Source organism: Methanosarcina sp. MSH10X1, assembly GCF_004099695.1.
In the GTDB taxonomy this organism is placed as follows: domain Archaea; phylum Halobacteriota; class Methanosarcinia; order Methanosarcinales; family Methanosarcinaceae; genus Methanosarcina.
The window spans coordinates 33,171-57,612 of the sequence record NZ_SCHL01000011.1 but is presented as its reverse complement, the minus strand read 5'-3'; the positions used below and the strand labels follow the sequence as shown (position 1 = coordinate 57,612).

At 43.1% G+C, this 24,442-nt stretch carries 22 protein-coding genes; 12 read left to right on the top strand and 10 right to left on the bottom strand.

What is annotated here, in order from left to right:
• The first annotated feature begins 69 nt into the window (after positions 1-69).
• Positions 70-888: a Dna2/Cas4 domain-containing protein gene (locus tag EQO05_RS10145; RefSeq protein WP_240664557.1), complete on the top strand. Its 819-nt coding sequence runs from the start codon at positions 70-72 to the stop codon at positions 886-888.
• 31 nt (positions 889-919) lie between these two features.
• A complete protein-coding gene (locus EQO05_RS10140; RefSeq protein WP_128506171.1) occupies positions 920-1,321 on the top strand; it encodes a hypothetical protein in 402 nt (133 codons plus the stop codon).
• A gap of 35 nt (positions 1,322-1,356) precedes the next feature.
• On the opposite strand, the gene EQO05_RS10135 is transcribed toward EQO05_RS10140, so the two are convergent.
• The 3 genes from EQO05_RS10135 to EQO05_RS10125 form a co-directional block, all read right to left on the bottom strand.
• Positions 1,357-1,626 carry a type II toxin-antitoxin system RelE/ParE family toxin gene (locus EQO05_RS10135; protein WP_128506169.1) on the bottom strand — a complete coding sequence of 90 codons (270 nt, stop codon included), beginning with the start codon at positions 1,624-1,626 and terminating at the stop codon, positions 1,357-1,359.
• Positions 1,616-1,831, bottom strand: a complete 216-nt coding sequence (locus tag EQO05_RS10130; protein ID WP_164888529.1) for a hypothetical protein — start codon at positions 1,829-1,831, stop codon at positions 1,616-1,618. The genes EQO05_RS10135 and EQO05_RS10130 overlap by 11 nt, the downstream gene beginning before the upstream one ends.
• Before the next feature lie 283 nt (positions 1,832-2,114).
• Complete coding sequence (locus EQO05_RS10125; RefSeq protein WP_128506165.1) at positions 2,115-2,432, bottom strand: hypothetical protein; 318 nt, start codon at positions 2,430-2,432, stop codon at positions 2,115-2,117.
• Between the two features lie 444 nt (positions 2,433-2,876).
• Here EQO05_RS10125 and EQO05_RS10120 point away from each other — a divergent pair, with 444 nt between their 5' ends.
• The gene (locus EQO05_RS10120) at positions 2,877-4,781 is read left to right on the top strand and encodes a phosphoadenosine phosphosulfate reductase family protein (RefSeq protein WP_128506163.1); all 1,905 of its coding nucleotides are present in this window, start codon (positions 2,877-2,879) and stop codon (positions 4,779-4,781) included.
• A 191-nt stretch (positions 4,782-4,972) separates the two neighbouring features.
• Here EQO05_RS10120 and EQO05_RS10115 read toward each other — a convergent pair whose 3' ends face one another.
• The gene (locus EQO05_RS10115) at positions 4,973-5,227 is read right to left on the bottom strand and encodes a protease inhibitor I42 family protein (protein WP_128506161.1); all 255 of its coding nucleotides are present in this window, start codon (positions 5,225-5,227) and stop codon (positions 4,973-4,975) included.
• A 357-nt stretch (positions 5,228-5,584) separates the two neighbouring features.
• Positions 5,585-6,682, bottom strand: a complete 1,098-nt coding sequence (dinB, locus tag EQO05_RS10110; RefSeq protein ID WP_128506159.1) for a DNA polymerase IV — start codon at positions 6,680-6,682, stop codon at positions 5,585-5,587.
• Between the two features lie 167 nt (positions 6,683-6,849).
• Between dinB and EQO05_RS10105 the strand changes: the two genes are divergently transcribed.
• The 4 genes from EQO05_RS10105 to EQO05_RS10090 all read left to right on the top strand — a co-directional run bounded on the left by EQO05_RS10105 (position 6,850) and on the right by EQO05_RS10090 (position 10,145).
• Positions 6,850-7,833, top strand: a complete 984-nt coding sequence (locus EQO05_RS10105) for an energy-coupling factor ABC transporter ATP-binding protein (RefSeq protein WP_128506157.1) — start codon at positions 6,850-6,852, stop codon at positions 7,831-7,833.
• 37 nt (positions 7,834-7,870) lie between these two features.
• Positions 7,871-8,677, top strand: a complete 807-nt coding sequence (gene cbiQ / locus EQO05_RS10100; protein ID WP_128506155.1) for a cobalt ECF transporter T component CbiQ — start codon at positions 7,871-7,873, stop codon at positions 8,675-8,677.
• A 500-nt stretch (positions 8,678-9,177) separates the two neighbouring features.
• Complete coding sequence (gene cbiM, locus EQO05_RS10095) at positions 9,178-9,843, top strand: cobalt transporter CbiM (RefSeq protein ID WP_128506153.1); 666 nt, start codon at positions 9,178-9,180, stop codon at positions 9,841-9,843.
• A complete protein-coding gene (locus EQO05_RS10090) occupies positions 9,840-10,145 on the top strand; it encodes a PDGLE domain-containing protein (protein WP_128506152.1) in 306 nt (101 codons plus the stop codon). Before cbiM ends, EQO05_RS10090 begins: the two co-directional genes overlap by 4 nt.
• A gap of 962 nt (positions 10,146-11,107) precedes the next feature.
• Here EQO05_RS10090 and nth read toward each other — a convergent pair.
• Positions 11,108-11,821, bottom strand: a complete 714-nt coding sequence (nth, locus tag EQO05_RS10085) for an endonuclease III (RefSeq protein WP_128506150.1) — start codon at positions 11,819-11,821, stop codon at positions 11,108-11,110.
• Positions 11,822-11,948: 127 nt separating this feature from the next.
• On the bottom strand, positions 11,949-13,301 hold the full coding sequence (locus EQO05_RS10080) for an NAD(P)/FAD-dependent oxidoreductase (RefSeq protein WP_128506148.1): 1,353 nt from the start codon (positions 13,299-13,301) through the stop codon (positions 11,949-11,951).
• Between the two features lie 423 nt (positions 13,302-13,724).
• Here EQO05_RS10080 and purH point away from each other — a divergent pair, with 423 nt between their 5' ends.
• The gene (purH, locus tag EQO05_RS10075; protein WP_128506146.1) at positions 13,725-15,341 is read left to right on the top strand and encodes a bifunctional phosphoribosylaminoimidazolecarboxamide formyltransferase/IMP cyclohydrolase; all 1,617 of its coding nucleotides are present in this window, start codon (positions 13,725-13,727) and stop codon (positions 15,339-15,341) included.
• Between the two features lie 578 nt (positions 15,342-15,919).
• Positions 15,920-16,777, top strand: a complete 858-nt coding sequence (locus EQO05_RS10070; RefSeq protein ID WP_240664554.1) for a winged helix-turn-helix domain-containing protein — start codon at positions 15,920-15,922, stop codon at positions 16,775-16,777.
• A 165-nt stretch (positions 16,778-16,942) separates the two neighbouring features.
• On the opposite strand, the gene EQO05_RS10065 is transcribed toward EQO05_RS10070, so the two are convergent.
• A complete protein-coding gene (locus EQO05_RS10065; RefSeq protein ID WP_128506144.1) occupies positions 16,943-17,866 on the bottom strand; it encodes a UbiA family prenyltransferase in 924 nt (307 codons plus the stop codon).
• A 253-nt stretch (positions 17,867-18,119) separates the two neighbouring features.
• Between EQO05_RS10065 and EQO05_RS10060 the strand changes: the two genes are divergently transcribed.
• Together EQO05_RS10060 and EQO05_RS10055 are read left to right on the top strand one after the other, a co-directional pair.
• Positions 18,120-19,418, top strand: a complete 1,299-nt coding sequence (locus EQO05_RS10060) for an NCS2 family permease (protein WP_128506220.1) — start codon at positions 18,120-18,122, stop codon at positions 19,416-19,418.
• 488 nt (positions 19,419-19,906) lie between these two features.
• On the top strand, positions 19,907-22,744 hold the full coding sequence (locus EQO05_RS10055) for an HAD-IC family P-type ATPase (protein WP_128506142.1): 2,838 nt from the start codon (positions 19,907-19,909) through the stop codon (positions 22,742-22,744).
• Positions 22,745-22,939: 195 nt separating this feature from the next.
• Here the strand turns inward: EQO05_RS10055 and EQO05_RS10050 are convergent, their stop codons facing one another.
• Entirely contained in the window at positions 22,940-23,554 is a 615-nt protein-coding gene (locus tag EQO05_RS10050) for an acetate uptake transporter (RefSeq protein WP_128506140.1), read from the bottom strand.
• 328 nt (positions 23,555-23,882) lie between these two features.
• On the opposite strand from EQO05_RS10050, the gene EQO05_RS10045 reads away from it, so the two are divergent.
• Positions 23,883-24,098 (top strand): hypothetical protein, encoded by a 216-nt coding sequence (locus tag EQO05_RS10045; RefSeq protein WP_128506138.1) that lies wholly within the window; start codon positions 23,883-23,885, stop codon positions 24,096-24,098.
• Positions 24,099-24,215: 117 nt separating this feature from the next.
• Here EQO05_RS10045 and EQO05_RS10040 read toward each other — a convergent pair whose 3' ends face one another.
• The gene (locus tag EQO05_RS10040) at positions 24,216-24,416 is read right to left on the bottom strand and encodes a DUF1059 domain-containing protein (protein ID WP_128506136.1); all 201 of its coding nucleotides are present in this window, start codon (positions 24,414-24,416) and stop codon (positions 24,216-24,218) included.
• Between the last annotated feature and the right edge of the window lie 26 nt (positions 24,417-24,442).

Below are 24,442 nucleotides of genomic sequence, written 5' to 3'. Positions count from 1 at the left end.
GAAGTTCTATTGAATTACGGCGAGAACTTTCAAAAAAATATATAAAGTTTGCAAAAGAATTATTATCTGATGCCAGCCGAATCACCAAATCCGGAGATAAATGTATCAGATCTTCTATTATATGCCAACTGCCCGCGAAAGGTATACTTTGTCAATCGGGGCTTTGAACTCTTCCCAGAAATGAATGGGCAGAGGCTCGAAAGAATGATCCTGAAAGAACTTTCCCTGACCTACCCTGAAATTTTGAGAAAGTGTTCGTTAAACGCCGATAACCTTCGTAAAGAGCTTGAAACCTCCCTGGCACAGACATGTAGGGATCTGCCACTCCTGTTTCCACGGGAACTTGCCGATGCCACAAAGGAAATTCTTGAGGTAGGAGAAGCGCAGGCGAGAACCAAAATTCCTGAAATTGCAGCCAATCTTCTGAGGGCACTTGAGGAATATGGGAAAGAGCCCATGCTTGCGGCATTCAACCCTGTTAAAACCGAGCCCTTCCTTTCCTCAGAGAAACTTAATCTTAAAGGTGTTCCCTCCAAACTGGTTTGCTTTGAAGGCGCGCAGGTTCCGTCAATCTTAAAGCCGGGAAGCTGCCCTGAACAGGGAGTATGGACTTCTGACCGGATACATGCCGCAGCTCTTGTCATGCTTCTTGAAGCCCAGAATGGGAAAGAGGTTCCTTTTGCTTTTGTAGAGTACGTGAGCTTCGGTCTTCTCAGACGGGTAGTTGTTCGAAGCTCGGACAGGCGGGAAGTTCTCAAAATCAGCAGGGAAGTTGAGAAAATTAAAGCCGGATTAATGCCCGAGAGAAAAGAAGAGAAATTCTGTAAGGAATGCAACTTTTTGGAGCATTGTGCTTCAGATTCGTCCCTTATGTCGAAGTTTTTCTAAACGGCATAAATTTAAAAACTACCTGAAGGGTTTGGCTTCGGAATTCTTATACCTGCATCTTCAGAACTCAAGAGAATGCAAAAGAAGAGAAGAAGAGCCAGCCAGCAGCCCAGGAGAGGCGCATATAATCCAGGAAGAGAGGGAGATAGTAACCCAGAAACCCGAAGGAAAAAAGAAGCTTAAATTATCGCATAGAAAAGTGACAGGAGACATAAAAATACCTTGTAATTATTATGAAAGGCCAACCAGGCCAGCTGGGAAAATGGTAGATGGCTTGCTGATAACAATACAACCAGAAAAACTCGAAACGCTGTATAGCTCTTCAAGTAAAATACTATCCAGAAGAAATGAGAAGAAAGAACGCTGTAACAGCGATTATTTCAAAAAATGCAACCGCTATATGATGCGACACGGCAGGAAACTTATAGAATAAAAATAAGAAAGGGTAAGTGAGAAAAAAGTTTGGGACTATTTAAAATGATTGTACTTCTTATGCGCCTGTTCAGCCGTTATTATATTAAAAACAAGAACTTCGTTTCGTTCAAAATCAATTTCGTATAAAATGCGAAAATCGCCTACATGAAGCCTATAAACTGTTTTGTGACTTCCTTTTACTTCTTTTTTGTTTCCCCCTGGCAGGGGGTCTTTTAGTTCTTGAAGTGCCTCTTTTATTTGATCCCTACGATCTACAGGAATATTTTCGAAGACCTTAGGGTGGATCAGAACTTTAAAGGTCATCGATGCTCACGAACTCGTCACGATGTTCTTTTATGAGCCTATCGCCTTCGTCTATAAGTTTATTACAGTTGTGTTCATGGATCAATTTTCGTATAACGGTATTGTAGTCATCGCCCATTTTCCCAATGTTTTTTAACTCATCACGAGTGTCTTTGGAAATCTGTATGGTTGTGGTTTCTGACATAATAATCACTATAGTTATCATAGTATTTATAACTATAAATACTCAAAAAACAGAGAGAGCTAATGATTTCAAAAATTATTAAAGATTGAGCCAGGAGTATCTATTTTTCGAAAATTTTCTAATCAAAGAACAAAAAGTAAGAAAAATGGGAAAAAACCAGCAGTGTGACGATTTTTCTCCTAGTACAAAAAAATAACTTTGAATTTACAGCAAATTCGTAACACTGCCCAATGATCATTAGCTATTATCAATCTCCTTAAAATAAAAGAAACCAGAAAAAGACGAATTGAAGAGATGCGAAACTTCAGGTTTTAACATTATTAAAGGCCGTATTTTTACGCAAAATCTCCACCCTGAGCCCTTTTTTCGAACCTATCAGAGTGTTATATAAGCCAGCCGTAATACGCCCTATAAGATAGCCCGACACTCCATAAAATAGCGGTAAGCTGAATACAGCCTGTCTTCCGAAGATCAGGGAGAAAATTCCCAGTCTTTTTGGCATGGAAAATCCCATGAAAGTAGCAATTGTTGTGAAAAACCCGAAAACTAAACCCATTGTCCCCTGAACGATCAAAAGAGTTTTTCCGAACTCCACAGGATCGATTTCTTTTATAATTACCATTAAATTCCCCCATACATTGTTTCTCGTTTTAGTGTATATAATTTAACTACTGCTATCGAGAAGTGTTAAAGGAAATTTTACTCAAAATTTTTTTGGAAAAGTTTGCGTTGCGCCGGTTCAGATAAAGCAGTAGTTTTTGACCAAATTTTTTGAAAAATTTTGCAATAAAATCTTTTCTCAAAAGGTTTTCGCTCAAGCACAACCGTTGCGCCGGTCGATCACGCTCCGGTTACACCGGTCTAGATAAAGCATGAGTTTTCGCTCAAGCCTTTTTTGAAAAGACTTGTGATTAAACTTTTTTTGAAAAAGTTTGCGATAAAACCTTTTCTCAAAAGGTTTTCGCTCAAGCCTTTTTTGAAAAGGCTTGTGATCAAGCCGTTTTTTTGAAAAAATTTGCAGGAAAGACAAACCTTTTAAAGGGGAACATATCTCAATCTGCTTGATATGTCCAGACCAGCTTATCTTGGTAAAATGCTTCTGCACTGGTGCGAGGCCTGTAATGTGCCTGTACTGGGAAAACGATGCGGATGCGGCAAAAACACAAAAAGGGTCGAGGTCACCCCCCCAGGGGATATCCGCCCTGCTTTTGATTATGATATAAAACGCATAAATTCGGTTTCTGAAAAACAATTCAATGCGCCCCTCATAGCCGACGGGCACCTGGTAGTGCTGAATAAAGCCCCATACGAAGACCGTATGGATGAGATTATAGTTGACGGGGAAGTGCTTGCATCTATCAGATTTGAAATCGAGAGCTGCGAATGGGTCCTGCTTCCCAGGCTCGAAGGGGCAAGAAGGCTTTTCCAGGGAGAGGATATAAAGGCCCTGAAGAAATGGGTCGTTATCGAGCAGTCCGTTGTACCTTTCATTTTAAAAAAGGGTGCAAGTGTCCTTGCTCCCGGAGTTCTTGATGCAGACCCCGAAATCCAGAAAGAGGACGAGGTCGTTGTGCTGAACCCTGCAGGAGAGGTAATCTGTTGTGGGCGTGCCCGAATGGCGGGAAAGGAAATGTGTGAGGAAACCCGCGGGCATGCCGTAAAACCGCGCTGGAGCGGAGAGCCAGAATCTCAAAAAACAAATTCTGCGGGTCAGAACTGGGAAGATGCCGTAAGAGCCAACGAAAAAATCCTGGACGGCATGATAGAAAAATCCCACGCCTTCATCAAAAATGTAACAGGAAGCATGAATCTGAAAGTAAGCGTATCCTATTCCGGGGGAAAGGACAGCCTTGCCGTGCTCCAGTTAGTTCACGAAAGTCTTGACGATTACGAGATCATGTTTGCAGATACAGGGCTTGAGTTTCCAGAAACCCTTGAGAATGTCAAACAGGTTGCTGAGCACTACGGGAAAGAGCTCAGGACCGCAAGTGCAGGAGACTCTTTCTGGGATTCTATAGGTGTCTTTGGCCCCCCTACCATGGATACCCGCTGGTGCTGTAAGATCTGCAAACTCGGACCAATTACCCGGTTAATTGATGAGAATTACGAAGGCGGATGCCTGAGTTTCATAGGGCAGCGCCAGTACGAATCCCACGCCCGTTCAATCAGCAAGAAAGTCTGGAAAAACCCCTGGGTAGGAAATCAGGTAGGAGCTTCCCCTATTCAGGAGTGGACAGCCCTTCATATCTGGTTTTATATTTTCAGGACTAAAGCTCCCTACAATCCGGCTTACGAGCACGGATATGACAGAATGGGATGCTGGCTCTGCCCATCTTCTTCGCTTGCAGACTTTTTCCAGCTCGAAGAAAGCCACCCCGAACTTGCAAAAAAACTTAACTCCCATCTCCTTGCCTATGCTGAAAAAATGGGTCTCTCGGCTGAGTGGGTAAAATACGGCTTATGGCGCTATAAGCGATATCCGCGGGTTCTTCAGACACTTGCCGAGAAAAAAGGCATTTCCCTCCTCCCGTCCCAGGAAGTCCAGAAAGAACTTCATTTTGAAGTGGCAACAGGATACAGGCCCTGCAAGGCAGGAGGAATGTCTTCAGATGGAAGTTTCGGGCAGGCAATCGATATAGAAACCCTGCAAGAAAGCGGAATGCTTTCCCCTGTTGGGAAGGTTTCTTTTATAGAAGGTGCGGCCTCGGTCACTTTCGGAGAATCCAGAGCACAGGTTTTTGCCTCGGGAAACGTTAATGGGAGAAGTGACAATGAAAAAACTCTGAAAGGGCTTATGAGAATTGTTGAGTTCTCGGTAAGAAGGGCTTTGCTCTGCCAGGGATGCGGAGTTTGTGTGGGGCATTGTGAGTACAATTCGATTGAAATGAAAGACCGGAAGGCAAGGATTAAAGAAAACTGTACTCATTGCGGAGCATGTATCGAAGTCTGTCCGCTTGTTAAATTCATATAATTTTCGTCGGTTGTCTCGAATCAGAAGGATCAGCCTTCAAAAAGAGGAAGTGGGAAGAGAGAATAGGTGAGGAGTAAAAGAACCTGAAAAATCTGAAAAGGAATAAAATGAGCCTCCAGCAAAGCCGGGCGGATCTGGCTTTGCCGGAGAAAATCCCTGGCAGGGATCAAAACCTTCGGGGGACCAGGGTATTACTCAGCATCAATAATAATTTCAAAACAACTCGCTATCTGCTTACCCCTGCGGTATGTACCTGTAAGCTTTTGGCTTCCCTGGCACGTTACCTGAATATCCCATATATGGTACCCGCCGCCGCCAATTTTTCCATCGTCCTCGGGAACAAACCTGTCCCCGGTTACCTGCAGTCCATTACTGGTTGCGATATCCCAGCTAAACCCGCTGACCGGGTTTTCCGGAAACTGGATGGTAAACGGTTTTTTAATCATACAGTTCTCTCCTAACCGTCTCTTCTGCAGCCGTCCTTTCCTATCCCAATTTACACATTCTGACAAAATAAAAATTAAAAGTAGCCACCGTTGAAAATATGGGAGTAGAATTTCAGGTCATGGATGCAATTCTGAAATATAACTCATATTATTATTACATTTCTTGTTTGATAAATTTTATGAAAAAATGCTTTGAAATTGACAGAAAAGGAGAAATGTAATATTAGAAATATTAGATTCCCCGAATTGAAGCAGGGAACGTCAGATAAACAATACGGGAATATAAGCACGGTCAGAGTTATATACAGTACTTTGTACCTCAAACCGAATAAATATAAAACTTCAGAAGAGGAAAACTCAATAATCGAAAAGGCTTTTCTGACCCATTGTTTTCTGTAGCTCCCCTACCCTGACCCCTACACGCCTGAACTCAGTCCTGCTTTCCGATAGAAACTCATCCAGGATTTCATTAGCGACTTCGAGAAGAGTCTCCTTTGAATATGCGGGGTGGTTTAATGTACGGCTTTTGGTATACATTTTGAACTTCGAATTTATGACCGTAACGGTTACAGTCCTGAAGGAGAGCCCCCTTGAATCGAGTTTTGAGATTACATCTCCTGCCAGCCTGTCAAGCAACTGAGAGATAAAGTTGATATCAAGGGTATCTTCAGGCAGGGTTGCAATCCTCCCTATCTGCTCGGAGCCGTCCCTTTCTTTTACGGGAGAATCATCGATTCCTGCCGCAGCCTGTTTAAGCCAGATCCCCCGGGTTTTTCCGAAGGTGGAAATCAGGTCGATGACATCGTGCTCAGCCAGGTCTTTTAATGTGACTATGCCCATTTCCTGTAACTTTCCTGCGGTTACATTTCCGATCCCCCAGAGTTTAGACACCTTAAGGGGCCAGAGAAAGCTCTCGAGCTTGTCCGGACTTATAACTGTAATTCCGTCAGGTTTCTGTACAGAGGAAGCCATCTTGGCAATAAGCTTATTCGGACCTATCCCTACTGAACAGGTCAGTTTTTCCTTATCCTTTATTTCATTCTTAATCTGGATTCCAGTCTCATAGGCAAGGCTGAAGTCCCCACCTGCCCTGTCGGTAATTACCAGGAATGCCTCATCTATGCTGATTTGCTCAAATGCCTCCCCGGTCTCGCTGATATCCGCATAACTTCTGAGAATTTCCATAACCCGGTCCGAAACCGAAGTGTAGAAATCCTTTCTGACAGGTAAAAAAACAGCCTCAGGATTCAGTTTCTTTGCCTTTGAGCAGGGCATACCTGCCCTGATTCCGGATTCCCGTGCAATATAGTTGCAGGTACTTACAGCCCCACTTAGCCCGCTTCTTCCTGAGAGCATGCAGACCACAACGGCTTTTCCCTGAAGCCCGAGATTTTCCCGCTCTTCAATAGCTGCAAAAAAATAGTCCATATCCACATGTAGAACAACACGCTGCATTGGAAAAAAATATGCCGGGAAGATTTGTATAATTATCTCTTAAACTTCAAAAGCAGAAAAGTATAAACCATAACGCATAAAAAAGATAACTTCATTAATAGTAGCACTATTTTGAAAAAAGTTAGTTTCCGCAGTTAGACGCGAGTTTCGTGCAGGACGTTTTCAGTATGAGTATTCCGAATTCCCCACATAACCCCGATGAAGCAGCAATTTTCCCGAAAGAGACAACAGGCAGGAGGAATCATAGATCCGGATCAGGCTCCGAAAAACCGGGTAACAGTTCCGAAAGAAACATTGTTCCTATCCTGGAAGCAAAAGATCTCTGCCATAGATATCCTCATCTCGAGTCAAACGCCCTGGATAAAATCAACCTTAAAGTGTTCAAAGGGGAGAGAGTCGCAGTGCTTGGGGCTAATGGAGCCGGAAAATCAACTTTATTCAAACACCTTAATGGAATCCTGCGCCCTCTTTCAGGAGAAGTCCTGGTAAAGGGAGAAAAAGTGACTAAAAAGAATGTCCGGGTATGCAGGGAGACCATAGGCATTGTTTTTCAGGACCCTGACGACCAGGTGCTTGCGCCGAGTGTCGAGGAAGATATCGCTTTTGGGCCAATTAATATGGGTTTGCCCAGAAGCGAGGTCGAAGTAAGAGTTAAAGAAGCCCTTGAGATGGTCGGACTCACAGGTTTTGAGGAGAGAGCCCCTCATCATCTGAGTGGAGGGCAAAAAAAGCTTGTGGCAATTGCAGGCATCCTTGCCATGCGCCCTGAGGTTATAGTCCTTGATGAGCCAACCGCCGGCCTTGATCCTCTCAGTTCTGCCCGCGTGCTTGAACTGATTATGAAAATGAACCGGGAACTTGGAATTACCCTGCTCCTTTCCACCCACGATGTGGATGTTGTCCCTTATTTTGCGGAAAGGGTTTTTGTTCTCCATCATGGAAGGCTTGAAGCTGATGGAACCCCGGAAGAGATCTTCAGTGATCCCGAACTTCTCAGGAAAGCCCATCTCAGGCTTCCCAGGGTAGCTGAGGTATTCGAGATGCTCCAGCAGGAAGGACTCGACGTCAATATACAGATAACGGCTGAAAAAGCCAGGGACGAAATTCTCAGGGTTATCGGCCCCGGAAACCAGAAGGCAGGGATGAAGTGAAAACCAGAGAAAACTCTTCCTCAAAGGAGAACTTTTAATGGTAACCCTTACTGATATCGAACGCGAATCATATAAAGACAGTCCTGTGCACAGGCTTGACTCCCGGATAAAGTTAATTTTTGCACTTGCGATAATCGTTTATGCAGTTAGCCTGCCCCGGATTCATGAAAAAAATATGGTTCGCCTTCTTGCCATAGAAGCCTATTTGATGCTCCTTGTGCTTGCCGCAGGGCTGGACTTAAAATATTTTCTCATTCGAATCCTTGCAGTCTTACCTTTCGGGCTCGGGATTGCCATTATTCAGCTTTTCCTGAGACCTTCCTTTGTGGAAAATTATACACCTTATCCGCTTGACCTGCCTCTCGGACTCAGCATAACCTACGAAGGACTGGCTTTCGGGAGTACATTGCTTGCGAAGTTTCTGGTGTGCATAACAGCTATAGTCCTGCTTTCTTCAACCACCCGACTCAGGGATATGGTTGCAGCCGCAGACAGGATGGGGATTCCAAGGGAATTTACCCTGCTCCTCAGTATGATGGTACGCTATCTTTTCCTGTTCTGGGCTGTCCTGAAAAGAATAAAGGTTGCACAGGAGACGCGTCTCTTCAATATATGGAATAGTAAGGTGCCCAGGAAGTGGATTCTCAAACAAATAGGACACAGTATAAGTGCAATTTTCGTGCGCTCGTATGAGCAGGGAGAAAAGACGTATATCAGCATGCTCTGCAGAGGTTATGGGAGCGGCCATGAAAAAGCATATTACAGAGCAAAAATTCGGACTACGGACATACTCTTTTTGCTTCTCAGTACCGCGAGCATAGCATATATCCATTTTCTTGTCTGAAGGCTCATGCTGCGGGCATTTTCATTTTTCAAAATCCTTTTTTTCTTTTTCCCGATCTTTATGAAAAGGTTTTCAGGCAGGTCAATAGGAAGAAGAGCTTCGAAATGGTGAGATTATTGATTATAAAGTTTAATACTAAACGATTACCCGTGAATACTCAATTCTATATATACCGTTAATATAGAATACGCAATTTGACGTATATATAAATACAGAGATACTCAATTAGATGAAAGCGAAAAATCGTCGAACAAAGTAATATCAAAACGTATATATGTAATACTGGACAATCTATTATTATCAAAAATATTCATTGAAAACAGTAACCAGAAACACTGTAAGAGACTCTTGGAAATTAAGTTCTTCGCTGAAAGAGAGTTTCAGGTTCAATATTTAGAACGTTTTCTATTCCTCGTTTCAGGAATATTTTCCAACGTAAAAAAAGGTTCCTGCTTGATTTGACAGGAAAAAAGAGATAGGGGTAAAAAGAGGGAAAATGAATGCATATACCTGATTCGTTCATACCGCTTGACCATGCAATAATTTACTGGGTTCTTGCCCTTCCATTTATTATAATGTCAGTTAAGTGGGCAAAAAACGAGCTTGATGAGATGAAAGTGCCTATTCTTGCTGCTCTTGCAGCCGGGATTTTTGCAATCCAGGCCATGAATATTCCAATTGGGATGGGGACAAGCGGACATATGGTCGGGGCAGCCCTTGTAGCTATAGTTTTCGGAAGTCCCTGGGCGGGAGTGCTTGTGCTGACGCTGGTGCTGCTGGTACAGGGTTTTGCCTTTGCTGACGGAGGAATTACTACAATGGGCGCAAACATCCTGAACATGGGAGTTGTGTCTGGATTTGTCGGATATTACACTTACAGTATCCTCCGTAGAGGTCTGAGCGCAAATATTGCAGCTTTCGCAGGTGCCTGGCTTGGACTTTTTATTTCGGCAATTACCTGTACTATCCAGTTATGGCTGGCTGGCACTTTCCCCCTGGTTTCTGGACTTATAGCTATGGGAACATTTCACCTTATCATCGGCTTCATAGGAGAAGGACTCATTACCTCGGTTGCAATTACAGCCATTGCAAAATCCCGGCCTGACCTTCTTGAAGACGATCTTAACACGAGAACCGAGAGAGCTGAAACGGAGGCAATGGCGTGAGCGGTAGAGCTAATAAAAAATTTTTTTATTTTGGGATTGCAGTCGCCCTCATGATTGCGATACTAGCCCCATTTCTCGCTTCACCAGATCCAGACGGACTGGAGAGTGCTGCTGCGGGCGTGGTCGATGAATCAAAACTGTCCGACCTGGAAGAAAGTGGACCGGTTATAAGTTCTCCAATGCCTGATTACTCAATTGAAGGCATGGGCAAAAGCGGAGAAGTTGCAGCAATAGCAGCCGGAACTCTTGCAGTACTGGCAATCAGTTTTGGATTTGGAAAAGTGTTCAAAAAGAAAGCCTGAACTCTTAATGCTGGCTTACAATCTAACTGCTCAATACTGATTAAAGGAATAATACTAAAGAAATAATACCGTTTTTGATCAAACTTTTTGGAAAAAAGTTTGTGATAAAACATTTTTTGGGAAAAGCTTGCATTGCGTCGGTTTACAACGCATCTATGTGGTTTTCAATAGACATGCGTTTTTGATCAAACTTTTTTCCAAAAAGTTTGTGATAAAACATTTTTTGGGAAAAGCTTGCATTGCGCCGAAACCATTGTGCCTCGACCGTTGTGCCGGTCGATCACGCTCCGGTTACACCGGTTTCGATAAATCATGAGTTTTCGCTCAAGCCTTTTTGAAAAAGTTTGCGTTGAAACCGTTGCGCCGGTTTATCACGCCCCGGTTACACCGGTCTAGATAAAACATGAGTTTTTGATAAAACTTTTTTTGAAAAAGTTTTCGCTCAAGCCTTTTTGTAAAAGGCTTGCGTTGCGCCGGTTTATCACGCCCCGGTTACACCGGTCTAGATAAAACATGAGTTTTTGATAAAACTTTTTTTGAAAAAGTTTTCGCTCAAGCCTTTTTGTAAAAGGCTTGCGTTGCGCCGGTTTATCACGCCCCGGTTACACCGGTCTAGATAAAACATGAGTTTTTGATAAAACTTTTTTTGAAAAAGTTTTCGCTCAAGCCTTTTTGTAAAAGGCTTGCGTTGCGCCGGTTTATCACGCCCCGGTTACACCGGTCTAGATAAAACATGAGTTTTTGATAAAACTTTTTTTGAAAAAGTTTTCGCTCAAGCCTTTTTGTAAAAGGCTTGCGTTGCGCCGGTCGATCACGCTCCGGTTACACCGGTTTCGATAAAGCATTAGTTTTTGATCAAACTTTTTTTGAAAAAGTTTGCGATAAAACCTTTTCTCAAAAGGTTTTCGCTCAAGCCTTTTTTGAAAAGGCTTGCGGGCAAGCTATTTTTAAAAAAGCTAAGGTTATGAATAGTATCGCGCCATAAATATTATACTTGAGGGGCAGAACTGGTTCACAACGCAGGAGGGGCATTTTGGCTTCCTTGCCTGGCAGATTTTCCTCCCATGGTAAATCAGGGTCATGGAAATCGAATCAAGGTCTTCCCTTCGAGCAAGCGAGATGAGATCCCTTTCGATTTTCTCAGGATCGGAATTTTTAGTGAATCCCAACCTTCTCGAAACCCTTTTTACATGTGTATCTACAGCAACTCCCTCAATTATCCCGAATGCCCTGGCAAGCACTATATTGGCGGTTTTTCTTCCCACGCCTGGCAAAGTAACCAGCTCTTCCATAGTCTTCGGGACTTCGCCGTTATGTTTTTCAAGAATTATCTGTGCAGCGGCTTTAATGTTTCTTGCCTTGCTTTTGTAAAAGCCTGTAGAGTAGAGATTATTCTCAAGCTCCCTCGGGTCTGCACCGGCATAGTCTTCTGCGGTTCTGTACTTTTTGAACAGTTCCGCAGTCACTTTATTAATCTGGACATCGGTTGACTGGGCTGAAAGCACTGTCGCTACAAGCAGTTCAAGGGGATTGCTGTAATTAAGGGAGGGTTTTACATCAGGATACTCTTCCTTTAGAAGAGCCCAGATTCGGTCGAAATTATGAGTATTGTCAGGGAGATCATACTCAGAAACAAGGTCCTGCGTGTCCGATTTTTCTGGATTTTTTTCAGGCATAACGGCTCCATTTTCAGATTTGCTTTCAGGTGTCAGTAGGGAATAATATGTTTGCGGAAACTTTATTTAAAACTGTCTTTCTTGAATAAATTCCTGGTAATATTAATTGCCTGCTTCCTGCCCCAGGTTACAGCATATAAGGAATATCCGAACATACCGTAGGATAAGTGAAGATAACTTTCTTTATATCCGACATGCTGAGGTTAAGCCTTACTGCCACAGCGAAAATATTTATGGCTTCTTCAGCATTCGGGCCGAGGATATGAGCTCCCATTATACGGTCACTGGTTTCATCAAGAATAACCTTTGATGCTGCAAATTCAAATCCGGCTCTGCGTGTTGAATTCCAGTTGCTTCGGTCCCGGAAGATTACCCTGTACTTATCACTGTCCTCAGGGGCATTGATTCCTACCGAAGCCAGGGCAGGAATGGTGAAGACCGCACTGGGGATACCGGTGTAATCAATTTCGGCACCATCTCCGTCCAGAATGTTAGATGCGGCGACTTTTCCCTGGAGGGTTGCTACGGGAGTGAGCTGCATTCCATCGGCCACACAGTCTCCTCCGGCATAAATGCGGGGGTTTGAAGTCTGCATGTGTTTGTCAACTGTAATACCCTTTTTTTCAGTTTTAACGCCTGCATTTTCAAGTTTCAGGTCTTCGATATCAGCGACTCTTCCAGCTCCGTTAACGACCATATCCGCATGAAAAGTCTGGGTTTCGGACTTATCTCCGGTTTTGAGTTCGGTTCTGACCAGAAAACCGTTATTTTCCTTTTCTACAGCTACCACCGGGTTATTTGTAAGGACTTTAATGCCTGATGCTTCTGAGGCTTTTACAAGCAGCTCCACCATATCAGAATCGAAAGGCTTGAGCGGCCTTTCGCTCCTGTGCAGGATTAAAACCTCAGACCCCGCCCTTCTCGCAATATGTGCAAATTCAAAAGAGATATAGCCACCCCCGATAAAAATGACCCTTTGGGGGAGCTTTTCAGTTTCCATAAAACCCTCACTTGTCGTAAGATATTCTTCCCCGGGTATGCCTAATTTCCTGGGCTTTGAACCCGTGGCAATGAAGATGTGTTCCCCTTTGAGTCTATCTTCGCCTACAACGACTGTATTTTCATCAGCGAAATATGCTCTCCCGCGATACATGTCAATCCCCATTTCCGTAAACATTTCTTCAGTCTCACGGGGATAGCCTTCAGTAAAAGTTCTCTTAAATTTGATAAGTGAAGGCCAATCAACTTTTAAAGGCTCTTTTGTCCCTGCACCTCTTCCTATGAGCCTGTTATTCCAGTCCGTGGCTTCAGAAACACTTGCAAGCGTCTTTTTTGGGTCACAGCCTCTGAGCGGGCAGGTACCTCCATACTCCCTTGAGTCAATAATGGCGAATTTCAATGCTGATGACCCTGCCCTGCCTGCAAGAGTCCTGCCCGCAGTGCCTGTCCCGAGAATTATAATATCATATGTCCTTTCCATTCAACTCCCCAACCTTCAAGATCATTTCCGGAAATGGATTAAAGAAGACCTAAAAGCATATTTTCTATGCATCCCCTATCCATTCTGATTTCAAAGAATAAGTATTTCACCTGAATTCCAATTACGGAGCTGATTCAAAGAATAGATATTTCACCTGACTCCTTTACAGAGAAGAAGCATTTACCTGAAGATTTTTCCTGAAAAAAGCAAATAATAGTCTAATTTCATAGAGTTATGCATGCAAAGTACCAAAAACTTAAAGAACTATATTCCCAGAAGAGTTCTGGCAGCACCCTGATAGAATACTGGGGTTTGCAGAATTAAGTCCAGTTTTCCAGGGAAAACGCTTCTTTTTAATAAAATAACATGTAGACCATAAGTTATATAGCTAAGAATTTTTAAAGCAAGTATATTGGTGATTTTTTGGTAAAAAGGGCACTGCTCAGCGTCTCAGACAAGACAGGAATTGCAGAATTCGCACGCGGGCTTGAAGCACTTGGCGTGAAGATTATTTCAACAGGCGGAACCGCGAAAATTCTTCGCGATGCCGGCATAGAAGTTGCCGATGTCTCGGAGGTTACGGGCTTTCCGGAGATGATGGGAGGAAGGGTTAAAACTCTCCATCCGAGAATTCATGGTGGGCTCTTGTGCCTGCGAGAAAGCAAGGAACATATGGCTCAGGCTTTAAAAGAAGATATCTCGCTCATTGATATAGTGGCTGTAAACCTTTATCCTTTTGAGGAAACGGTTTCAAAAGAAGGCGTGGAACTTGAAGAAGCCATCGAAAATATAGATATCGGAGGTCCAACCCTTCTTCGTTCGGCCGCAAAAAATTACCGTTCGGTCACAGTGCTTTCCGACCCATCGGACTACGGGCATGTCCTGAAAGAACTGCGTTCGACCGGGGTAATCTCGGAGTCAACCCGGGCTGCCCTTGCAGTTAAAGCTTTCAGGCATACTGCGGATTATGATGCAGCCATTGATGCCTACCTTAGCAGGACCCTGCTCGGAGAAGATATACTCCGCCTGAATTTCACCGACGGCGTAAAACTCCGCTATGGAGAAAACTGGCATCAGAAAGCCTTTTTTTATAAAGATCCTGAAATAGAAGGCCCCACCCTGGCAAAAGCTGCCCAGCTGCACGGAAAAGAACTTTCCTATAATAATTATATAGACGCCGACAATGCCCTTCAGACAGTCAAAGAACTCGGAAATGCTTCTCCTGCAGTGGCAATCGTAAAACACAATAATCCATGCGGGCTTGCTACCGGAAGCACACTCCTGCAGGCTCTTCAGGCTGCCTGGGACGGAGACCCAATTTCAGCTTACGGAAGCATAATCTGCACTAATGAAGTATTTGACCTTGAGGCTGCAACTTTTCTGAATGGGAAATTCGTGGAAATTATTCTTGCTCCTGACTTCAAGCCTGATGCCCTTGAATACCTGAAAAACAAAAGTGAAAATCTCAGACTCCTCAAACTGCCTGAACTCAGAGAAGTTTTCGGAACTGACTGCACATATAAATACATAATCGGAGGCATGCTCAAGCAGAGCCGTGATATCGGCCTTTACGAAAAATGGGAATCAGTGACCGAAGTTCCGTATCCCGAAGAAAAACGCTCTCTTTCGGAATTCTGCCTGAAAGCCTGCAAGGCAACTAAATCCAACGCAGTAATTCTTGCTCACGAGTACGAGCCCGGATTCTTCATGGTACTTGCCATGGGCGCAGGGCAGCCGAACAGAGTTGACTCGATTCGCAAACTGGCAGCCACAAAAGCTGTGGAAAACCTCAGAGTGATTCACAAAAGGGAACAGCCTGCAACCTCGTTTGAAGCCTATTGCCAGAAAATTATATCAGAGTGCGTAATGGCTTCTGATGCCTTTTTCCCCTTCGATGACAGCATAATTCATGCCTCAGAGAATAATATCCGCTACATAGTCTCTCCGGGCGGATCAATTCGGGACGGCGAAGTCATTGCTACTGCAAATCGGCTCGGGATTGCCATGATTTTCACAGGCATGCGCCACTTCCTCCATTGAGAACATTTTCAGGTTATCTAGAAATAACAAATAGGCTGAAGCCTGAATCCGAACAACCCTGCCAACTCCGGGCAGGGAAAACTTTAATTAAAAATTTGATTTAAGCAAATTTCAGTGCTTTCCTGATCTTTCCTGATATTAGCGCAGATGAATTTTATTTATTGTCCCATTGAACACATCTTTAATTCAAACCCCTGAACACTCTTTTAAATTATTATTATATATTTCAATTTTAAATATTAATTTTTTTTAGTAACATGTTGTGCTATACTCCCATGAGACCAATTATGAACTTATATTAGTGAAATAATCTGATACTATTGACATATAAAGTTTCTTGAGGTTGGAGGAAAATTTGTTTAGGAAGATGGTTTACGTTTTCGAAAGACTGATACTTACAAGCCGGAATAAAAGAGAAAAATCACCGATAATTAAATAGACTTTCGAAAAAGATAATATATATTGAATTCGTATAGCATTCTAGCATTGCTATATCGACAGGAAATAACTGCACCCTTAGATCAATATAAAAAATAAGAGGAATATAAAACTTAAATTTTATTTATTGTGAATCAAAAGTGAAGAACGTATTTACGAATATTAAGCCTCAATTAGCTCCAGAAGCATATGAAAATTATGGGTTGATAGAAGTGAAATCCAGCGGACTTTTAAGCATTCTAACCTTTTCTGAAAAAAGGAAGGATATTCTATTTTTACTTCAGGAGAATCCAAGAACTCTTTCCGAGATCAAAGATTATTTTGATGTAAGGTCACCCGAAATCCTGCCTCGCCTTAAAGAAATGGAAACCGCAAATTTGATTGTCAGGCAGGAAGGAATGTATCGATTAACATCTCTCGGAAAAGTTTCAGCAATATATTACAAGCCCTTTCTGGATACCCTCAAAGCAATAGAAACAAACGAAGATTTCTGGAGAGACCACGATCTTACTGCAATTCCTGAGATACTATTGAACAGGATTCAGGAGCTTAAAGAATGCAGAATAGTAAGAGATGAACACGAGCATATTTATGATACTCATAAGGCATTTCTGGAGAATGTGCTGTCCTCCACCCGCTTCTCGGGTTTTGCGTCCATTTTTCTTCCAAGCCATCCCTCGATGTTCCTGGAATTGGCCCGCAGGAACATTCCGGTTTCCATAATTGTTACGCCCAATGTATTTTTCAAAATAAAAAGTGAGCATAGTGCCGAGATTGAAGAATTCCTTAAATTCAAGCACACTAGTTTCCATGTATACGACAATGCAAAGATAGCCTTTGTGGTGACAGAGCGCTTCCTATCCCTTTCGCTCTTCTTCAAAAACGGAACCTTTGATCCTCGAAATGATCTGATAGGTTTTGACTCATTATCAATCAAATGGGGAGAAGATCTTTTTAAGCATTACAAAGAGAATTCAATTGAAATAAAGAATTTATAAAGCCTGTTGAAAATTTCCGTAAAGAATCCTTAAAACTGGATGGAAAGATAGGGACCTGATTTTTGTCCCGGTAGATTTTCTGGGAACCGGATCGGTTTCTCTGAGGTATTCTACCTGTCTTACTGCTTTTGACCCTGAGCATAGATCCCATTCCAGATACGTATTTTATGCCAGGAAGGCACCTGCAATCGTTCTCAATCCGACAATTGAAGTTGATTCTCCATCCACAAGAACAATTCTTTCGAATTTCCGGAAAGAAGGTTCCTCATCATCAGTTTTTGTGTAGTTCTGAATGCAGATCAGACCGCCCATAAAACTATAGAGGACGATAAGAGGCTCGGGGCCAAGAACCCCATTAATCAGAGCGATGCCGAGTATCAGGTGGGAGAGGAGATGCAGTCCTAGAAGGAAGTTTCGGGTATTTCGTGCCCCAAAGCTTACAGGAAGAGTTTTGATACCTGCAAGCGCGTCCCCTTTGATATCTTTAAAATCATATATTGCAGAATTGATAAAGAGTTTAACTCCAAAGAAAGTAAAAACTAGAAGTAGAGGGAGCATACTTTTACAGGTACTGCCTGCAAGTCCTGAAATAAAAGCACCCCAGGTGAGACCTACAACAAAGTTTTTGACTCCAAGTCCACCTTTGAGTTTCAAAACGAATTTTCCAATCTTAATGCCTTTACTGTAAAGGAAACCGACTATCAAGGGTAAGAATGCAAGTGCAATCATTTCTTCTTTTGCCAGTACATAACTTCCTATCACAAAGGTAAGCATAGAGGCTGCAAGCCCTATTTCCTTTCTTGAACCACTTAACTCCTTCCGGTTTACAATATCCTCTTCAGAGCCAAGGGCCCTATCGAGTGTATATACGCTGTAGATTACGAGTCCTCCTGCAATGCAGGTAAATATACTGGAATCAATTTGAAGCAGGAGGAAAGCAATGTGAATTCTTAATGCGCCTGAAAACGCAACCAGGACGGAACTTTTTAAGAGTTCGGTTGTAGCATTTTTTTGCTTAAATTCAGGGGTGTTCTTTCGTCTGTACCTGAGAAAGCGTTCGAAACTTCCGAAAAATACATTGGAGCTCATAAAAGTAATACTGGACGACTTTCAAATATTATTTACTCAATATAAGATTTTACAATGTTTATAAGATATGAGGAGTCAACTACGTTTTAGAGAAATGAACTAATACTAGCCGAGTAAACTAACCATTATTATTATAAGAAAATTATTTTCTTGTTATTCCATAAAAAAGATATTGGCATACGTATTATAAGATATTAGAATACTTGCGGACCCCGAAATCAATAAAATCAAAGAAGTTTACCGGGTGGCACAAATGGAAATCCTGGAAAAGCTATTCAAACTGAGCCAGAATAAAACCGATTCCAAAACCGAGACTCTTGCCGGGCTAACTACGTTTGTAACAATGGCTTACATAATTTTTGTGAACCCCACTATCCTGAGCAGCACAGGCATGGATTTCGGAGCTGTCATGGTTGCAACCTGTCTCTCAGCAGCAATCGGAACGCTTATTATGGGATTGTGGGCCAATTACCCATTTGCTCTGGCTCCTGGAATGGGGCTGAATGCCTTTTTTGCATTTACCGTAGTGCTCGGCATGAACATAAGCTGGCAGGCTGCCCTTACTGCGGTTCTTATCGATGGACTTATCTTTATTCTTCTGACCCTGACAAGATTCAGAGAGACTGTTGTCAATGAAATTCCAAAAAACCTTAAGATTGCAATAAGTGCAGGAATTGGTTTCTTTATTGCTTTTATCGGGTTTACGGGATCAAGGATTATTGTCCAGGACCCTAATACCTTTGTTACTCTGGGAAACCTGAGAGAAACAACAGTACTTCTTTCTATACTTGGTCTTACCATTATGATAGTGCTGCAGGCTTACAGGATAAAGGGAGCAATTCTCTGGGGAATACTTGCGGTGACAGTTCTGGGAATGGCTCTTGGCATTGTAGAAATTCCTGAAAGATTATTTTCAATGCCCCCTTCTCTCGCCCCTATTGCTTTCAAGTTTGACTTCTCGCTTCTTACAAATCCTGATTTTTACGTAATCATGTTCACCTTTCTCTTCACGGATTTCTTTGATACGGTAGGCACTCTGGTTGGAGTTTCTTCCAGGGCGGATTTCCTGGATGAGGAGGGAAGGCTTCCCAGAGCCAGACAGGCTCTTATGGCCGACGCCGTTGCCACATGTGCAGGTGCAGTCATGGGAACGTCTACAGTAACTACCTATGTTGAAAGTGCTTCAGGTGTTGAGGAAGGAGGAAGAACAGGGCTTACTTCAGTTGTAGTAGCAGTACTGTTTTTGCTTGCGGTTTTCATATCTCCCATAGCAGCCATTATTCCGGGATATGCGACTTCTCCAGCCCTCATCGTGGTAGGGATTTTCATGATCCAGAGCTTAAGAGATCTCGATTTTGAAACCTGGACCGAGGCAGTCCCTGCGGCATTTACCATTCTGGTGATGACCTTCAGCTATTCAATTGCCGAAGGAATTGTCTGGGGCATAATTTCCTACACCGCAATAAAAGTCGGAACCGGGAAATTCAAAGATATAAGTTTAATAATGGTTTTTCTAACTCTCATCTTCCTGTTAAAGGAAATATACCTTTAAGAAAGCCCCAATTTAAAAGGCTGAAGTAAAAGCTCAGGACTGGCACTTTCCAAAGCAGGTTCCGGAAAGTTAGAAACCTGATCAAATCTCAGTCCTGGAGTTTGTGTAAAACAATAAGGAAAAAACGGGCATAATTCCTTTTTAAATTTATTCTTGTCATAGACTGAATAAATAACGCAATTTAGAACGCTGTTCAGGTTATTACACGTATAAAAGCTGCAATTACCAAAATGAGATTTATATAATAAGCAATCCATGTATCGAAGGGGACTAACTTTGAGTGTGCTCAGCTAATTGCAGATTTATTCGATTTTATATGGTACTTCTATCCCGAATAAGGGCTTTAAAGCCGCAGGTTCAGAGGCAAACCTGACCAATCAGTTTTTGGTTAGATCGGGCAGGGAAAAAAAATAAAGGCAGGAAGGTTAAAGAAGACCGGATTTTGAGATCAAGCCTTCGAAAAGGGGATATTGGAAAAAGGGGTATATATGTTCCAGACAGACCCGGATAACCCTGAAGGGGACCGTAAAAGACCCGACTCGAAAGAAAAGAAAGGTAATCATTCTTTAAAGAAGCCTCCAGAGGACTTCGGCTCTACAGAAGACCGTACGGAATATGCGACGCCCGAACAGTCTACTTCGTGGCATGCCTTGCAAACTGAAGAGGTCTTTAAAAAGCTTATGACCTCATCCGAAGGTCTGGCATCTGAAGAAGCAACCTTAAGGCTGGAGGAATACGGAAGGAATACCCTTCCGGCAAGAAAACCTCCGGGACTGGCAGAAATAGTTTTTCATCAATTTAAAAGTCCTCTAATTTATATCCTTCTCATAGCAGCGATTATCTCTATTCTCCTGGATGACATCAAGGATGCGGCATTCATTTTCCTCGTGGTGGTAATCAATGCGGTAATTGGTACCCTTCAGGAATGGAAAGCGGAACAGAGCGCATCACAACTTCAGACAATTTTAAAAATAATGGCTCGGGTCAGGAGAGGAAATACCGAGCTGAAAGTCCCTGCTGAAGAAATAGTTCCCGGAGATATTGTATTGCTCGAATCCGGAAACCGTACTCCGGCTGACCTCCGGATACTTTATGCCACAAACCTTACCATTGATGAATCGCTCCTTACAGGGGAGTCCGCTGCCGTACAGAAAACCGCAAGCGTTCTGAAGAAGGATACACCTGTAAGCGACCGTCACAATATGGCGTATGCAGGAAGTACGGTAATTACAGGACGAGGCTGCGGGGTCGTGACTGCAACCGGCAACCGAACTGAGGTTGGTATGATTGCACGTGCGGTCACTGAGGCAGAAGCTGCAAAGCCGCCTCTTCTTATACGGATGGAGGATTTTGCCCAGAAAGTAGGTATCCTTGTAATCGCGGCAAGTTTTGTGATGAGTGCAATTGCCCTCGCACAGGGGATAGCGCCTATTGAGGTATTTTTCCTTGCAATAGCCCTTATAGTGTCAGCCATTCCTGAGGGTTTGCCAGTAGGGGTCACAGTAGCACTCTCGATTGCATCCACAAGAATGGCTAAAAGACACGTGATAGTTCGCAGACTCTCTGCAGTAGAAAGCCTTGGAAGCTGCACTACAATAGCAACGGATAAAACAGGGACTTTGACTGTCAATCAGCAAACTGCGAAAGTAGTTCTGCTGCCCCCAGGCGAGAGTTTTGAAGTTTCAGGGGAAGGTTACATCCCTGTGGGCGAAGTCCGGAGAGAAAATAAAAGCATTTCTGGCACAGAAGAGATGACAGGGCTTCAAAGGCTCGCTCTGGCGGCTGCTATATGTAATGAAGGGACGCTTTTTCAGGAAGAAGGGGAGTGGGTGCACCACGGAGATGCTATAGATGTCGCTTTCCTTGCGCTTGCGTTTAAGCTGGGAATTAACCCGCGTGAAGTCAGAGAACGGGCAAAGATAGTTGCTGAGGTTCCCTTCGAGTCCGAGAGAATGTACTCTGCCGTATACTACAGGAAAGAAAAAGAAGGTTCTCTGAGGGTAGCCGTTAAGGGAGCCATGGAGGCTGTCCTTCCATACTGTACAAAAATGAATACTTTAGAAGGAGAGACCCGAATCGATCCTGATATCCTTTATGAAGAACAAAACTCTTTGATGGAAAAAGGATATCGTGTACTGGTAGTTGCTGATGGCTTTCCGGAAGAAGTAACCACCGACCCAGACCTTGAATCTGTCAGACCGGGACTCACATTCCTGGGCATTACAGGATTTATAGACCCTGTAAGGCCCGATGTTAATGAAGCGGTGGAGACCTGTAAAAAGGCTGGAATTGATGTCGTAATGATTACGGGAGACCATCCAAAGACTGCACTTGCAATAGCCAGCGAGCTTGGCATCGCCCATTCCATGGAAGAGATGATTACAGGTAGAGAGATGGAAGAAATGGAAGATCCGGAGACTCCTGCTTTTATCGCTACTCTCGAAAAGCCAAGAGTTTTCGCAAGGGTTACCCCGGTGCAGAAAATGGAAATTGTTGATGCACTTGTAAGAAGGGGTCATTTTGTTGCTGTTACAGGGGATGGGGTTAATGATGCCCCTGCGCTCAGGAGGGCAAATATCGGTGTGGCTATGGGCTCAGGTACGGATGTCGCAAAGGATACCGCATCGATGATCGTGACTGACGACAACTTTTCTTCAATTGTTGCGGGAGTTGAGGAAGGAAGAGTTGCATATGACAATATTAGAAAGGTTACCTATCTTCTGATCTCAACAGGGCTTGCTGAAGTGGTTCTTTTCATACTGGCATTAATTGCGGGACTGCCAATACCACTGCTCGCAGTACAGCTCCTCTGGCTTAATCTGGTTACAAACGGAATTCAGGGAGTGGCTCTGGCTTTTGAAGACGGAGAACCTGAGACAATGCGTAAAAAGCCGAGAAGGCCGGGAGAGGGGATTTTCAATAGCCTCATGATTAAGCAGACACTGATCTCGGGCATAACCATAGGTGCGGTAGCATTTACGGTATGGGCATGGTTTTCCTTTATGGGATACGGAGAAATAGAATCGCGCAATCTCCTGCTACTTTTGATGGTGCTTTTTGAAAACTTCCATGTGTTTAACTGCCGCTCGGAATATCGCTCCGTATTCCGGATACCACTAAGAAATAATTATTTGTTAGTCACTGGCGTTGTACTGATGCAGGGACTCCATATTCTCTCCATGCATGTGCCTTTAATGCAGGATCTTCTGGGCATAAGTCCGGTTTCGGTTGAAAGGTGGTTCAGCTTCTTCATAATTGCCGGTGTTATTATTGTTGTGATGGAGATATTTAAAAGAGTGGGAGCAGTTCGTAAAACCGAATTCTGACGAGTTATGGAATAATAAACATACGGACTGGCGCTTCAGGAATGATTAAGGTTAAAATCCTGCACAAGAAAAAGATAACCTGCAAACGAATATGCAGCCCGAAAGAAATAAAAAAGGAATCTCACTGGAGATTCTGACAGGTAACTGCCAAAAATTGAAATAAGGGCAAAATCGCCCAAAAATAGACTATAACTATTACAAAGGAACTATTTTCTTTCCATATGCTTCATTTAACACCTGACCGAGGGCTGTATATATTGCGGCAAGTCCCGTAAAGATCCCTTCGTAGCCAGCTATTCTCAGGATTCCGGCGCCTGCACCTTCTGCGCCAAGATAGAAAGCTGCTGTAAGCAGGAAAAATAGAATTGCAAGAGTCAGGAAAACAACAGAGAGAGCCTTTGAGCCTCTTAGTGTACCTATAAACATAACAAGGGTAAAAAGTCCCCACATAAACATATATGCGGCAAGTGGGAATGGCCCTGTAGCAAACCCTGAATAAATCTCAATCCCAGGGAGCAGATTAATTCCCACAAGCGTAAGCCAGAACAGCCCATATGAGGTAAAAGCTGTAGTTCCGAATGTATTGCCTTTTTTCCATTCCATTATCCCTGCAATAACCTGAGCCAATCCGCCATAAAAGAAGCCCATCGAAAGGATCATAGCGTTCATCGGATAGAAGCCTGCATTGTGTATGTTCAACAACACAGTCGTCATTCCAAAGCCCATCAAACCCAGAGGAGCGGGGTTTGCGGATAAATCCGTAATTTTAATATCACGAATATTCATAACATCTTTAATATTTTGACTCATTAAATCAGATCCTCCTTCCCATTAACCGAAGATTTAGCCTGAACTCCTAATGAAAATTAATTGTGAGATATTAGACTGTTTTTGGATCTGTTTTTTACCTCTTGAAAAGATATGTCATAGTTAATAGTTATAGAGTTTACGATACAGCTATATAAAAAAAAGCGAGAGCTGGTCATTTGCTTGACGTATTAGTTAAATAAAACAGAAAAATATAATTTTAAGTTAGAATCTGTTCTGTAACTGACAGCCTTGAAGCCGGAAAAGTCATAAAAAGATTTAAGTTGAGATCTTCGCCTGTTGACTGTAGAGGCTCTGAGGGCAGTTGCTAATGTGGCTTCAGCATCACGAAGATCGTGATAATACTGCTGCCATAGCACAACCATTCAGGGGAAAGACACTGATATATCCTCTCAGGGCATTTTTTGCCGCATCTAAAATCAGGTTTCCACATAATGGCACCTATATAGCAGGCTGCGAGGACCGGGCTATAGTTGCGCACATAGTTTCTGCTGCCAGAGCAGGTAACTGTACCACAGAGCAATAAAATGAGGGTAAAACCTGAAGGTTGTCTTATATCAGTGTCAATTCCCGGAGATTCCAGGTGAGAGATGCGCGGCTGCGCAAATAACCTGACAGAAGATATAAATACCGGTCTTCGGTCTCACTCCTCGACCTTCACAGGTTTTATCTTTTCCTTTATACTGCGTTCGGTCTCCTCGGAAATCTCCTTCATGCCATGCTCACTTGCCATATGGGCTCTGGCATGTTCCATAGCTTCTTCCTTTGTCTTTGCCTGTACACGGAAGCCACACTTATGCTCCTGATCTCTGCAGCAGAACAACATATATTCAACGTCTGGCATTATTATCCCCCTAAGTATCTATGTAT